The sequence below is a fragment of the Polaromonas sp. genome (assembly GCF_039932935.1).
Lineage (GTDB): Bacteria > Pseudomonadota > Gammaproteobacteria > Burkholderiales > Burkholderiaceae_C > Polaromonas.
On sequence record NZ_JBDTPB010000137.1, the window covers coordinates 16,667 to 29,645 of the forward strand.

Annotated in this window: 17 protein-coding genes; 8 read left to right on the forward strand and 9 right to left on the reverse strand. The window is 54.5% G+C overall.

Features of this window, described 5'->3' with window-relative positions; genetic code table 11:
* Positions 1-86 precede the first annotated feature (86 nt).
* Positions 87-464, reverse strand: coding sequence for a hypothetical protein (locus ABI546_RS20260; RefSeq protein WP_348049597.1), 378 nt, complete (start codon positions 462-464; stop codon positions 87-89).
* Between the two features lie 281 nt (positions 465-745).
* Entirely contained in the window at positions 746-1,546 is an 801-nt protein-coding gene (locus ABI546_RS20265) for an MOSC domain-containing protein (RefSeq protein WP_348049599.1), read from the reverse strand.
* Positions 1,547-1,715: 169 nt separating this feature from the next.
* On the opposite strand from ABI546_RS20265, the gene ABI546_RS20270 reads away from it, so the two are divergent.
* From ABI546_RS20270 to ABI546_RS20290, 5 genes are all read left to right on the forward strand, one after another.
* Positions 1,716-2,849 carry a hypothetical protein gene (locus ABI546_RS20270; protein WP_348049601.1) on the forward strand — a complete coding sequence of 378 codons (1,134 nt, stop codon included), beginning with the start codon at positions 1,716-1,718 and terminating at the stop codon, positions 2,847-2,849.
* Positions 2,850-2,931: 82 nt separating this feature from the next.
* Positions 2,932-3,579, forward strand: coding sequence for a hypothetical protein (locus ABI546_RS20275; RefSeq protein WP_348049603.1), 648 nt, complete (start codon positions 2,932-2,934; stop codon positions 3,577-3,579).
* A gap of 122 nt (positions 3,580-3,701) precedes the next feature.
* Positions 3,702-4,268 carry a hypothetical protein gene (locus ABI546_RS20280; RefSeq protein ID WP_348049605.1) on the forward strand — a complete coding sequence of 189 codons (567 nt, stop codon included), beginning with the start codon at positions 3,702-3,704 and terminating at the stop codon, positions 4,266-4,268.
* 34 nt (positions 4,269-4,302) lie between these two features.
* A complete protein-coding gene (locus ABI546_RS20285; protein ID WP_348049607.1) occupies positions 4,303-5,607 on the forward strand; it encodes a hypothetical protein in 1,305 nt (434 codons plus the stop codon).
* A complete protein-coding gene (locus ABI546_RS20290; protein WP_348049609.1) occupies positions 5,604-6,473 on the forward strand; it encodes a hypothetical protein in 870 nt (289 codons plus the stop codon). Before ABI546_RS20285 ends, ABI546_RS20290 begins: the two co-directional genes overlap by 4 nt.
* A 135-nt stretch (positions 6,474-6,608) precedes the next feature.
* Here the strand turns inward: ABI546_RS20290 and ABI546_RS20295 are convergent, their stop codons facing one another.
* From ABI546_RS20295 to ABI546_RS20310, 4 genes are all read right to left on the reverse strand, one after another.
* Positions 6,609-7,076, reverse strand: coding sequence for an HAD domain-containing protein (locus tag ABI546_RS20295; protein ID WP_348049611.1), 468 nt, complete (start codon positions 7,074-7,076; stop codon positions 6,609-6,611).
* Positions 7,073-7,609 (reverse strand): hypothetical protein, encoded by a 537-nt coding sequence (locus tag ABI546_RS20300; protein WP_348049612.1) that lies wholly within the window; start codon positions 7,607-7,609, stop codon positions 7,073-7,075. The genes ABI546_RS20295 and ABI546_RS20300 overlap by 4 nt, the downstream gene beginning before the upstream one ends.
* A gap of 191 nt (positions 7,610-7,800) precedes the next feature.
* A complete protein-coding gene (locus ABI546_RS20305) occupies positions 7,801-8,361 on the reverse strand; it encodes a hypothetical protein (RefSeq protein ID WP_348049613.1) in 561 nt (186 codons plus the stop codon).
* Positions 8,362-8,370: 9 nt separating this feature from the next.
* Positions 8,371-8,715, reverse strand: a complete 345-nt coding sequence (locus tag ABI546_RS20310) for a hypothetical protein (protein ID WP_348049615.1) — start codon at positions 8,713-8,715, stop codon at positions 8,371-8,373.
* Between the two features lie 112 nt (positions 8,716-8,827).
* On the opposite strand from ABI546_RS20310, the gene ABI546_RS20315 reads away from it, so the two are divergent.
* The 3 genes from ABI546_RS20315 to ABI546_RS20325 all read left to right on the forward strand — a co-directional run bounded on the left by ABI546_RS20315 (position 8,828) and on the right by ABI546_RS20325 (position 10,784).
* On the forward strand, positions 8,828-9,061 hold the full coding sequence (locus ABI546_RS20315) for a helix-turn-helix transcriptional regulator (RefSeq protein ID WP_348049617.1): 234 nt from the start codon (positions 8,828-8,830) through the stop codon (positions 9,059-9,061).
* Between the two features lie 92 nt (positions 9,062-9,153).
* Positions 9,154-10,461, forward strand: coding sequence for a hypothetical protein (locus ABI546_RS20320; protein WP_348049619.1), 1,308 nt, complete (start codon positions 9,154-9,156; stop codon positions 10,459-10,461).
* Between the two features lie 119 nt (positions 10,462-10,580).
* Positions 10,581-10,784 (forward strand): hypothetical protein, encoded by a 204-nt coding sequence (locus ABI546_RS20325; RefSeq protein ID WP_348049621.1) that lies wholly within the window; start codon positions 10,581-10,583, stop codon positions 10,782-10,784.
* A gap of 5 nt (positions 10,785-10,789) precedes the next feature.
* Here the strand turns inward: ABI546_RS20325 and ABI546_RS20330 are convergent, their stop codons facing one another.
* Genes ABI546_RS20330 through ABI546_RS20340 form a run of 3 tightly spaced genes read right to left on the reverse strand, consistent with a single transcriptional unit; the run spans position 10,790 to position 12,931 of the window.
* Positions 10,790-11,227, reverse strand: a complete 438-nt coding sequence (locus ABI546_RS20330) for a helix-turn-helix transcriptional regulator (RefSeq protein WP_348049624.1) — start codon at positions 11,225-11,227, stop codon at positions 10,790-10,792.
* A gap of 46 nt (positions 11,228-11,273) precedes the next feature.
* The gene (locus ABI546_RS20335; protein ID WP_348049626.1) at positions 11,274-11,912 is read right to left on the reverse strand and encodes a hypothetical protein; all 639 of its coding nucleotides are present in this window, start codon (positions 11,910-11,912) and stop codon (positions 11,274-11,276) included.
* Positions 11,909-12,931, reverse strand: a complete 1,023-nt coding sequence (locus ABI546_RS20340) for a hypothetical protein (RefSeq protein ID WP_348049628.1) — start codon at positions 12,929-12,931, stop codon at positions 11,909-11,911. Before ABI546_RS20340 ends, ABI546_RS20335 begins: the two co-directional genes overlap by 4 nt.
* Positions 12,932-12,979: the final 48 nt, after the last annotated feature.

Sequence of the window (12,979 nt, forward strand, 5' to 3'; positions counted from 1 at the left end):
CGTATTTTGGTGTATGAATATACACCGTACAAGTTTTTGGCACTTGTCCACGTGCCGTTGACAAGTTCTGTAGCGGCTGACCAACGTCAAGGGGCGCTCCTATGGTTCGCCTGCACGATGACCGGACCCACGGATTCGATCAGCGTGGCCAAAATTTCAGCAGTGCTTTCTCGGCCGTCCCATACCTTGTCCAACGCCTGGCGAATCCGGACGTTGTCGCGCCCCGCAGTTGCCACATCGTCTATGCACATATTCACGTCAATCTCTGCATGCTCTAACAACGGCTTCAGTTTGGGCGTCACGTTCTTGGTACGCGCCGCCAGGAATCTTTGGATCGTCGATTGATTGACTCCCCGTGCTGTAGCAAAGGCAGTGGGTGTCAAGCCCATCCTTTCCAGATAGGCATGCAGCTCTTTCCGGATGCGGGGCAAATTCGCCTGGGGTGGTTTGGCTATTCTTGGCATTTATGCATATTATTATGCGAATTTTTACCCTGTCAAGAAGTAGCGGTTCCATGACCATGCGCGACTGCAGCGTAGCTAGTCGATCAATAGGTGATACTGGTCTGAAAATCTGTCAACGCGCTGGCAAGCAGGCGCTAAGGTCTCAGACGATCTGGTGGTTAAGCTATCCGGCCGTACGGCATCGCCAGCTGCTCTTCACAGGGGGAGTGGCATGACGCCGACGCTGAGAACAAATGTGCGTGATCGCGCGAGACCCTGAACGACTTTACTCTGAGTAGCACTCACTCCCGCTCAGCGCTCTCCCACATTTCCGGCTTCATAAAAAGAGCACTTGTGTCGAACAAGTCGGCGCCATCCCAAAGGTGTTCTGACGTGACAGCTGAAGCGCTTAAAACCCTTCCACCAATTTCTGCAGGAAGTCGTGCGAGGACTCTGGGGAACGCCCTGCAATAGGCGTTCGCCACGCCCGCCAGTTCTGCCAGTTGGCGATACCCGATGTAGTGTTTCGGTGGGACGGCGCGGGCGACCTTCAAAATCCGTGTCTGCCAGTCATTGCTCATCGCTGGAATCGGAGAACTTGTCAGTGAGACCGTGTCACCGTCCAGCACTACACCGCCACGCAGAACCCTGGCCAACATGCCACGCTCAGGGCCTATGGACTTAATCGTCCCTGGGCAGCGGCGCTCAAGCAGGCTGCACGGCTCGCATTGGAACGTCACCCACAGAATGACGTCTGAACCGATGCGGAGCAGGTCGCCCGATCGCAGAAGATCCATGGAGAAGTCGACCAAGAGGTTCTCGCGTAATGCGGCTTCGGGTAACCGGAACCTGCGATACGCGATCTCTCCCGCTAGCAGAATCTGCCGCGGTGAGGTTGGGGAGGCATGCCGGTCGCCAACGATACCGTAGTTGGCGAGCACTTGGAGGCTGGAGACGCGACGGGGTGCAGGCTCCTTACCTACTCTGGTGTGTAGATCTCGCACGACGCCGACGGTCCGCCAGGTAGGCGGGTAGCTCTGGCGCGGTGAAAGGGATGCGGTGAGCGTAGGCCGCTCTGAGTCAAGCAACAGGCCGTGAATCATCGAAGGGTAGCTACCTGGCAGGGTTTCATGGGAGGTATATGGAACTCAGCATTTTGGCCGTAACGCCTCTTAGGCGTGAATTCAGCGCGCACGCGCATCCATAATAAGCGGTACAACTACGACATGTAGCCCAGCGTCTTGGCGCTACGGTGCACTTTGGGAGCCAAAGATGGAAATCGAGCGGCAGTATGAGGAGAACACGGGCCGGCTGGCGCTGTATGCCTACGAGTGGGACCTGACGCAGAGTGTGTCAAAGAAGGTCAACCGGAGCTTTCTCGGGTACGAGCAACCGGTCCAGAACGCTCAGCAACATGCTGCTGTCGTGCGCGAGGCGATTTGTTGGTCATATGGCCGCACGCTAGGCAATATCGCGGTATGTAACGAGGACATGTTAGGCCGTTTCCCGGGGCAACATGGCAACGATGCCGTTCTTGATTGCGACATCGTTGCAGCGGGCAAGATGCGAAACGGCCAAGACCGCTGGTGGTGCCGAACACATCAGTGCCATTGGGGCACAAAGGGCGACATACAAGATTCCGTGGCACACGGTCTTGTGCGCTGTTCAGGTCACGCTCAGCCAATGTCCTATGTAGTGGACCCTCGCCATATCAAGATCCAAGACTTCGCTGAGGTCGGTATTTGGTGTTCGATGCCGCCGGCATTGACCCATAACGGAGTTCCGCCGCCACGGCGTCCAAAAATTCATGTGCATGTGCGAGAGAAACCAGGCGCAGACAAGGTCATCGATCAAGACTTTCAGGCGCTATCCTTGCATTACAACGCCACCGACAACCTATTTGGCAACGCCGAGATTTCGAAGGTCCATCTGACGCCACCGTCCGCATTGGAGTTCGTCCTGGCGCTGGAGTCCGGAAAATTGATGGACTGCATTAACTGCAGAGACTGCGGTTACCCACACCTGGATCTGGGCGATTTCGCTCGCATAGCCCATCGTAAGCATCTGTGCGGCAACTGTGGACGCGATAACACGTGGAGCAAGATTCCTATCGCATCCACGCCGCTCAAGCCGCTGCATGATCAGTTCAGCCGTGCGAATCAGTATGTCGACGTGACCGCAGAGATCAACTTGGATGAGTACGCAGGCCTGCCTTTTCAGGTATGGGCGTCCACCCCAGCAGTCCTCTGGACTGCTGAAAGACCTCAAGAGCGCGGCATACATGTGCACGTCTACAAAGACGGGCAGTACCTGGTCGACAACACGTTTGGCGTGGTGCGGTACCAGGGCAAAGTCTTGCAGAGGGCCGACCTGCTCAGCACGATGGTGGCCGGGACGATCAACTAGTTCAATTTGCCGCCGGCGGTTGCGTGAGGGCCGCACGGGAGGATGTTAGATACAACTAGCTGGCAAACGATTGGGAGGAGCAATGGACGTCTATCAGGACCAGAGCGAAGGGTTCCCGAATCCGCGTGTGCATCCGTTTGTCGCGATACGACGCGGCGAGACGGGTTTTGTTGATTTCAAACACCATCCGGAGCGTATAGCCGAGGTTTTGGAAGATTTTGTTGCCCTCGGACATGAGCCAGCAATTCAAACCTTTTACCGATTTCTTGCTTGGCTCAACGGGCCTGACTCGTTGCTGGAAAGCTGCGACTGCGCGTTACGGGGGCCTGAGCCGCACGACTTCAAATATTCGCAGCGCTTATTGAGCGTTCACGGTCGAGTGATGCTGATGCATCGCGACTTGTCAAAAAACTGCGATGAACGGTTTGAACTTCTCTACAACTCAATGGGGAGGGAACTGAGTTCTATTGATCGAGAACTCACCCGGAATCAAGGCGTTGTCGGGTTTGCTTGCAGCCCTGCCGTATACAAGGACCTCATTCCCTCACCGCACTACAAGAACGGCAAAATCATCTCGCGTTCCGGAGGCCCAGGCCGCGGGTACCAGGCAATGCTTCTTTTTAAAGCCTTCGGCGATGATGCGGACGAGGCCTTCAAAAACTTAGATCGGGTTTTTAAGAACATCGAAATGGCCTGCCGACGGACCTCGGAAAAGCTGCAGGCTCGGTAATGATTTTGCGGAGGATGTCCGGCGATGAGTCTCCACGACCCGGTAGAGAATATTTACCCGACTCAAGGGTGAAGCTCTAAAGTCTTGTTCTCTCAACTTCACTTCTACTTAGGTAATTGTCAATGGAAACTGCGATCCCTATTTCCATAGTTACGGCGCTATCAGCGTTGCTCGGCGTAGCGCTGACTGCCTATGTGCAGTTGCGTAGTCAACGCGTCACTCAGCAGTTTCAGCTTACAAGCGATGCCGCAAAGCACCACCGCGAACGGGAGGAGCGAGCTAGGACAGATGCTGTTCGGCGCTTTTCGGATGCGCATATGCTTCTCAGCAAGATTGCTCGCGAATTCTCAGTCGACAACCTTGTCATCCTTCGAGAATCAAAGATCACGGAAAGCCAGTATGACTTGCGCTATTTGCGAGCTTGCGGCGAGATGGATGAACTTCGGGCATTTGCTGGTTTGCACGAACCTACTCTGGCGGGAGATATTGAAAGATTGGATGGACAGATCAGTGTTTTTTGGGGGAATTTCAAAAATGTTCTTTATCTAGAACGCAAGGGTGAACGAGTTGACCACACGACAAGTTGCTATATGAACGCGCACTCCATCGCGAATGAAATTGATGCAAAGGCCGCATTTGTCAAAAATCGGCTTGCCCACCTTTCTTCGAAGCTGCGAAATGACGGCTAACCAACAGTTTGGTCGATAGGCCTTGGATTCACTTATGACTGACGATTTATTGGATAGCCGGTTTTGGCGCTGGACCTTAGCCCAAAAACCAAACGACTTTGAAGAAACTCAGTCGTTGCGGCAGGACGCGCTGGCATTACTGGTGGAGTCAGTCAACATTGGCGAGGTTTCCTGTCTTGATGGCGTCAACAGTCCCGTGTCGCTAGCGATCAAAAGGCATCATAAAGTTGATGACTTCGAGATGAACAGCAACTGGATTGGCTCTTCTCAGGATTGGTTTTGTCCTTGCTGCAACCGGTCGAAATTTCAGATTACCAGGGTTGGAAGCAAGGGACAAATATTAGCAAAGTCGGTCGTTCACCACGATCACATGGGCGAAGCTTTAAAAAGAGCATTCCATGAGGCCTTTGAGGCCGCCGGAACTGACGTTGAACAAAATGAAGGTCAGCGTCTTGTGGAGCGGATCGGAGGTGCGTTTGCTGCATACGAAGAAGTACTTGTTTGCGAAGACTGCAACAACGCGGACACCAACGCCAAAAAGCTTGTCGGCTCGCCTGCATACTTTTCGTTCTCAGTTAGCCAAATCGCACGATTTATTGCTCCCAAAATTCATCAGCCGCATGAGGTGGACGAGGCCACGGCGCAGAAAGTATGGTCGGAGGCAATGCCTGCATATGAGCTTCGAATGCAGCTTATTCGCACCGTCGCCCATGCCGCCGCAACTGATACCCATTGGTACGAGCCTCACGCCCGTCCGAGCCAGGCAGTTCCGGTGTTGGGAATTGGACGCCGGGCTGGTGATTCAACCATACTGAAATGGGTCTCCTACACAGATCTTATAAAAGCTCTGGGCCCGCAGGAAAGAGAAGTAGTTAAGAATCTAACCCGATGGCGAACGGTTGTTCAGAAGCCCGGAAGAACACCACCCGTGAACTTCCTTGCGATGCTGCGCAGTGAGAGTACCTTTGCCCAGCATTGGGATTCCGTCGCCCAAGAGTGGCACTGCCCAATCTGTCAGCGATCAAAGAATCAGGCCGTGTACGTCGCGAGCAAGGGCGCAGTGAGCTTCTATGTCAGGTCAATTGTTGGTCGCAGTCAATGGGCCGGGGTGACTATTTGCAACCAATGCAGCGGGATTCTTACGAACTTCAAGTGGGAAGTCGAAGCTCAGTCTGGTTCTAAACTGCGCGATTTTTACAAACTTGTCAGCCCGGCGGAGTTGATGAGCATCATCGACGCTCGCGCCCACTCTCCACACCTGATCCGACAGAATGATGCCGAGGCGCTTTACCGATCAGTTCTTGAGCGAGTCAGTTTGGCCGATGAGATGCCGACATGAATCAACAAGATCTCGAGCGTGCGATCAGAAAGTCTGGCGGTGGCCCGAACGCACTGGATGAGGCTGACGATCTATGGGCCCGCATCGATCTGTTGCAGCAGACCGGCAGGTACGAACTTTTACTTTCGCAACTAGTCAGAACGAACAACAAGAGCAATCTTCTCGCGCTCGTCCTTGAGGCGAACTTTGCCTACCAGTTTGAATCGCGAGACCTTCAATTGACCTACGAGGTAAAGCAGAACGCTCGGCAAAAGAGCTCCATTGATTTTTTGCGCCGTACACCCAATGAAGATAGCGTCTTCTTCGAACTACGCCTCTTGCAGCAGGCGAGGTCGATCACTGAGGTAATAAAAGTGCAGTTGGAGAAGTCAAAATTTTACCGAGTCGTCATGGGCGAGCAGGCCGAAAAGGACGAGGTGGAGCGCATGAAAAATACGATCGTCAGCAAGGTGCAGGACAAGCATGGCAGACCAACCAAGTTCTTCTCTACTGCCGCTGGAGTAATCAACATCGTCGTCGTTGATGTGGCGCAAAGCATCCTAGGCACTGTGGACGCGCACGACTGCCTGTTGGCTACGCACGGTGACCCTGGTGTCGAGGAGGTCTATCGTAGGCAGGTGTTTGGGCTGTTTCAAGGTACCCACCCTGGATACCCGGAGCATGTCCAAAGCTTAGCCAAGACGTATGAGCACATTCGGAACGTGCTTCATGGCGTACTGTTTCTCTTCAAAGAGCGTGGAACAGGCCTTCTTACATATCGGATCGAGCAGTACCTCATGTGGAATCCAGCAATGATTACCGAGGTGCGTGCGCAGTCCGTATATGCAGACCTGGTGACGGCTATACCGCGACGCTCGGAGCCTTGACCAATTTGGGATGTACTCTCGGCACCGAGGTTCAAAGACCGCTGTCTGAAATGGTTAGCTGCTTCATTTCTCATCTCCTGGCTCAGCAGATGGTTTGGTCGGTGAAGTCTCTGGTTTGAGCGCGCCAGACAGAAGTCACGCGTTGTCCAACCGCCGGCGGAATTCATCTTCGTGCTCCAGCGTGAAGCCGGTAGTACCGTTGACAATCATCACCTGCGCCGTGTTGTCGCCGAACCACTCCGGGGTGTCATCGAGAGCGATCCATGGGGTGCCTGGTGTCCGATACTGGTGGAGCCAGGCCATACACTCACGATCGCGCGGACGCTCCAGCCATTTGCTTGGCTCTCTTTTCCGCTCCGGAGATCTCAGATCCGGCGTCACCCCAATCACCCGGTGGGCAATGTCAAACGAGAAGTGTTTTCTCATTTGTGCAATGCTTTCTGTCTCGTTCTCAAATTCCAATCGCCAGGTCGAGGACACCACAATATCCACGGCGGGGTATTCGCGCAAAACTTCTTCGATGAGCGGCAATTTGCAGAAATAGTCATCGTAGTTGCAAAACTCCGGATGCGTCACGCCGTCAAAATCCAGGAACAGTATCAAAGCCCATTCTCGCTTGGCCGCCTGGGCTCCATCAGTTTGCGGATCGTCTCCCAGCCTCCCTCACCAGGCCGTTTGACTTTATGAGGCTGATGATCTGGGCACAAATTCATGATGTTCCCCCCATAGCTTTGGCGCCGCGACGGCGCGCCGCAAACCATGCAGCTGCGCCCCGACTCGCCTTCTGCCGCACACACTATTGCGGAAATGGCCTTTCTCAGTTCCAACGCGTTGATGCCACTGGCCAGAGGCGTGCGAAAGGACCTCAAATCTTCCGCTGAGTAGATGTCAATGCGGACTTCAGAGTGGTCATCAAAGGCGAAATGGAGCCTTAATGTGCCAAATTTTTCTTTGATCTGTGTCCAATAAAAACGCTGACGACGTTCACCCAGAACCTGATCGATGTCGATGCACGCGCCAGCGATGATAGGCATCCAGCCGCGGTAGAAAGAGAAGCCTATGTTTTCTTGATTGAACATGTAGGGGAAACGCTCCTGGAGCATCTCCCCGGTGTGGATGTCATGGTTCTTGCTCATGTGAGTGGCTGCTGGCGTGATCATGGTGAGTAGTCTGTCCAATGCAAATTACAGGTAGGACCGGGACTCTGCAAGAGAAAAATTGCAACCGCAAATTATCGATATTGCTCAATCAGAACTGGGCATCACTGCACGACTGACGGTGACCGATGAGTGGGGTGCAGATCGGGCCAACGGTCAGTGAGGCTCAACTAGGCGGTGCTGTCCTCTTCGACTTGCCTCGCTGCCTCAGCACGAGCCGTTTCCGCGGCGGCCAAACTTGGATACCCCTTGCCATCGAAGAAGTACTCCTCATCCGAGGATGAGAACATCCCCTTCTTGACCGATCGCTTCTCAATGGAGGTGTACCGGATCTGCCACGCCTTGGCACTTCTTTCTAGTTCAGCGGCATAAGAGGTCGCACGGTCAAAAGACGCCACACTGCCGGCATCATCGATTTCTCGTTTCAGCACCAGCGCAGAGCCCGCGGTCGCCGAGCTTCCGTAGCCGTATCCGCCGCCCCAGGTCCGTTGACCCATTCCATGGCTGTTCGGCAGGCCGGTTCCGTAATAAGCGCCCTGGTCCAGCGGAATGGATGCCACCACCTCCCAGCCGCCAGTGTTGATCCACATCAGGCTTTCAGCCATCTTTTGATACATGCTGACGTTGTCCTGCGTGGTGTTGCCCCAGACAGCTCTATCGTCTTCTCCGGCCTGATTGACCCAAATACCCCATCGGATCACCAGAATCCGCGTCTCAAATCCTTTTGCCATGGCGTCCTCCTAGCTCTGGATGCGGCCGGTCAAGGAGACCTGGGCGGGCTCATCCGGCGTGTCCCAGGTCTCAATGAGCATCAGCAAGAACCAAGTCCCACTGAAGAAGGCCAGCATCATGAGCGTCGCGAGGATGGGGTGCTTGGTGAAGATCAACAAGTAGAAGCTGAGGATGCTCCAAAGCGTTGCCCCGACGAGCACCCCCAGAAATCTGACCAATTGACCTCTGGACAACAGTCGCACGCCTGCCCGACCGGCAAACAAGGTGCCGATGATCCAGTTCAGGCCTGGGATAAGAAGCAAGACATATAAGGTGACGAAGGCGGCTTTGGAGGACTTGTGGGCATCGCTCATGAATCAACTCCCAATTCTTATTTAGCTGTCTATAGACACGTGTCAAAAGTATACAGCCTTGCAATAGTCGTCGGTAATGCGACCCAGCAAGAATCAGGAACTTATCCAGGCGATGGCCGTTGAAATCAAGGCGCGTCGGCACGCCTTGGAATTGAGCCAGGAAGATCTGGCTGGGCGCTGCGAGCTTGATCGCCCTTACATATCCCTTATGGAAGTCGCTCGTAAGCAGCCAACCATCAGCGTGTTGCTGCGGTTGGCTGAGGGACTGGAATACAGCTTGCCCGAGTTCATGAAACGCGTCATGAAGCGCTATCAACATGAGCGGGATGCGAGCGGCCTGAAGTAGGTCTGGGGGGGGGGGGGGCGGATTCCGGCGACCAGAAAACTCTTCTAGATTCAAGCAAATGTCGACCGTGAATCGACGCGTAGGATAACGGCATGTTCGATCGCTACACGTCAGACTTGGCAAAAGCCTCATTGCTATTGCACACCGTCAAGGGCGACCGCGACCGGCTTGACCTTGTCTTGGAACTGCAGCGCTTTTTGATACGCCAAATTTCGCGGCTTGAACGTCGGCTGAAGCGCGTTGGTCGCGCTGAAGAGAACATGCGCAAGAGGCGGAGCAATGATCGGCCTTCCCGCGAGACGGCAAACAAGCTCAAACTTAGCATTGAAAAATGCTCCAGCGTCAAAGAGCGGCTGCGCCAGCAGATGTTTATATGGCGCTGTTTCGGCGACGGTATAGCCGGCGCGTATCAGAGCAAATATTCGCTCAAGTACCTGTATTTCGACCGCAATTCCGATATCAAAGAATCAGCCGGGTTTTTAACAGGAAAATCCGGTTTTCGCCTCGAATGGCGGCTCGTGAAACTGGGCATCCAAATGAATGTTCCAGTTGTGCTCTCGGACATCACCAACGTTATTCGACACGGGGATGTCTGTGCATTGGCCGGCGCTGACCCTCTGCCGATCGAAGCGAAGTCCGGCAAGCGGCTGAATGCGCGTGGCATTAGGCAAAAAGCTGATCGGGAGGAACTTCACAACTACTTCGAGAACGATGGTGCGCCATTGTTTCGCGGCATGATCAATTTACGGCGCTTCGAAATGCACGCGCCGGAGATTAACCACAATGCCGCGGCCAATGCCTGTATAGACCAGAGCTTGTCTCAAGTTTCGGCTACCGTTGAACCGGAGCCAGGCCTGCGGTATGTAGCCATTCGCTCCAGGGATGCGGAAGTTGTCGTGCAAAGCGTTCTTCCCTATGCTGGGAAATTTCATGCCGTGTATCACCTGACACCAACGCTAGATTGGACACCGTCATATCCGTTCACACTGTCATTGAAACCCGCAAACCTCATTGATTTTGTCCTCGGAAGAGTATCTTTTCTCGTCATCATCGACATAAGGCAAATCAAGACGCACTTCAAAGCCTTGGGTTTGCACACAACCGCGCAAATGGACGGAAACTGGGCCATTCAGTTCTGCAAAGATCCCGATGAACTTGCAGCCGGTGTCTTTCGCATTACAGAAAGAGGGCTGGCCAAGGTGGCCACAGAATTTAAATCTCTGGAATGGTTTGTCCGAGAGATGGCAGAGGCCCTGCTGCGTAAGCCAGAGGATCTAACTCACCTTAGCAAAGAGGAGCTGGAGGCCTTGCCAGGCGCGGGTTGGGAAACTCCCCAAGGATGGCTCCAAGCCAGGGATCTCTTTGACGACAGCACCTCCATCGACCAGGGCCAGGCATAGCCGCCTGCAGGTGGGATGGCGGCTTTTCCGCCGAATTGGAAAATAGGGGTCCGGCCGGCAAACCAGTCGTGACAGCATATTTGGGTTGGTCCGTATATCTACGGCGAAGGAGATACCCAATGCCCGAACTACCTAAATTACCGAATTCAAATCCGTATAAGGACTTCAAAAACGATGAATTGCGCCGCCGCGCGCTATTCGCTTATGAAGCCTGGAAGTCGCTTCGGTGTCTTATCCTGGCTTCTACCCTGTTCGGTGCTGTAGCACTCACGGGGAAACTTCCCTCACTTGCGCTGGTGGCCAAATTTTTGCCAACGGGTTAAGTGGGTTACCTTGTTAACTCAGCCAATCGAGTCACCGCTTCCGTTTTGCTCAGGCCTCTCAAGGCTGCTATCGAGGCAAACTGGCTAGCTCGCGGCCTAGCCTTTCCGTTTTCCCATTTGTAGACCGATTGGTCGGACACGCCAAGCAACAAAGCGGCTTCCGAGGCCGACAGGCCCAGTCGTTTTCTTTGAGCCTGCAAGCCGCTGGCGCTGAAACGGAAGGAGCCAGCAGGCTGATTTGCCAGGTCGACGGGCGTCGTTTTGGCGGCGGCTTTACTCAGACGGCCGACAAGTTGTTCGAGAGCGGCGATCCGGCGTTTCAGCGCTGCAATGTCCGAGCGATAGTGTGCTGATGCCTTCTTCAGTTGTTGTGTATCAGCTCGAGTTTCCTTGCGGGCAACCCGGGCGATCTCTTCTTTCAAAACGGTGGCGATGTTGGGCATAGTCCTTGCTCTTTAGTAATTTACGGCGTAGTCCGAACTCGCTCGCTTACTTGATCCAGGCAAATGGAACAAGCGAAAGCGTGCCGGCACAGTGCATTCGGAGCTCTTCTACTTTTGAGTGCAGGGCGTCAAGTGCGGCTTGTTCCAACACTCCATCGAAGCACCTAAATGCAGCTATATCTGCCCCTGGCGCCGACAGGACTGCTTTGCTTACACCATCGAATGTCCAGCGGCCGATCAAGTAATGCATGGTCTGCTCAAGACAGGCAATCTTGCCGGCTAAGGACCTAGTCACAACGTGCGCTTCCCCAAGTGTGCCGAGGGCACGTAGAGCATTCTTGTCCCCTGTATCAATGAGGGCTGCGTCGAAGTGTGCCGCCGCGGCGAAGAGTGTGGCCTCACCGGCATCGACGGAGGGCATATTTGTCAAAGCTGCAGCAACAGCGGCGTCGTACCCTTTTGCAGGCTTGCACATAGCGACGAAGTCGGTAAGCTGTACAACCGCTGCAGCAGAACCGAGCAAGACGGCAGCCTTGGCGGGCTCTGCAAGCTTGAACCGATACTTGAGCGTGCTGACCATGTACAACTCGGCGCCGCCTTGTTTCGTGAGATGCTGGGAAAAGCGCTTAAGAATCCCCCATTGGGCGAGCTTCACGGCAATGTCGTTATCAATGAAGACTTTCATTCGCCGTCGAACTGGATGCCCATCAGGCGAGTGAGGTGGTCCAGGCCATCTGGCGACATTGCATCCGTATCGATGTATCGTTTTGCGACATCATTGATCACGATGGGTGCTGCTTGAGCGGTCATCAGATAGCGCATGGCCATCCCCGCAAGCTTCCAATCTTCGGTGCGGCGCGCCCAGCTGAGAATGACTTGCCCAGCATCGAGGCCGGTATCCTTGCAGGCCTTAAGCGCGGCAACAGCAAGCTTCACCTCCTCGTCTTGCTTGCCTAAAGCTATGCCAGCTTGCTGCAGTTTCTCCCCACCAAGGAGTTCCATTGCGTAGCTGTCGGCGATTTTTTCTTCGTCGTCCTTCGCGACACCTTGCTCGTCCACTGGCAACGTGTCATCAACCAGAACGGCATTGTTGTCCGCCTTCAGATGACCAGACATTACGTGGCCAATTTCATGGCTAACAAGATAGGCGAGCTTGGCTGGCGCCAGCTCTTTGCGAACAATCAGAATAGTGGGGCGCGCGCCGATCCGCACGCACATCGCATCCGGCCGACGCAATTGTTTGGGCCAGTTTGTGATGTGCACTATGGGAATTCCATGTTCCCAAAGCCACCGACAGAGGGCTTCAAGGGTCACGGCAGGGTAATTCTTGAGAATTTGAGCCCGTATGTCTGTCGACGGAAGGAGCTGTTGCGGTGGCTCACTATCGCTGGCATCGGCCAGTACGTGTGCCAAGCCGTGCCCCACCCCGGCGGCGACGGCAAGTTGGGTTGAGCCTTCTGGATGTATGGTTTTGAAGCGTTGGGTCGTCGCGCGGAATTCCGGCGAGGTCCCAACCTGCAAGCTTTCAATTGCCACATTCAATCGGCGGGAAAGAATAATTTGCAGCTCCAACAGCCCGCCCTCGTCGAGAGCTGCTTCGTCATCCCACCATTCAGGAGCAAAGTGGCGCACTTGGCCCACGCTCAAACCGAGTCCCTTAAAGGAACTCATGAGCGATTTGGCGGGGTTCTTCGTGGCGACCATGGTGGAATTTAGCGAGTGCGGCCAGATTGAGTCGCCCCGTAGGCTTGG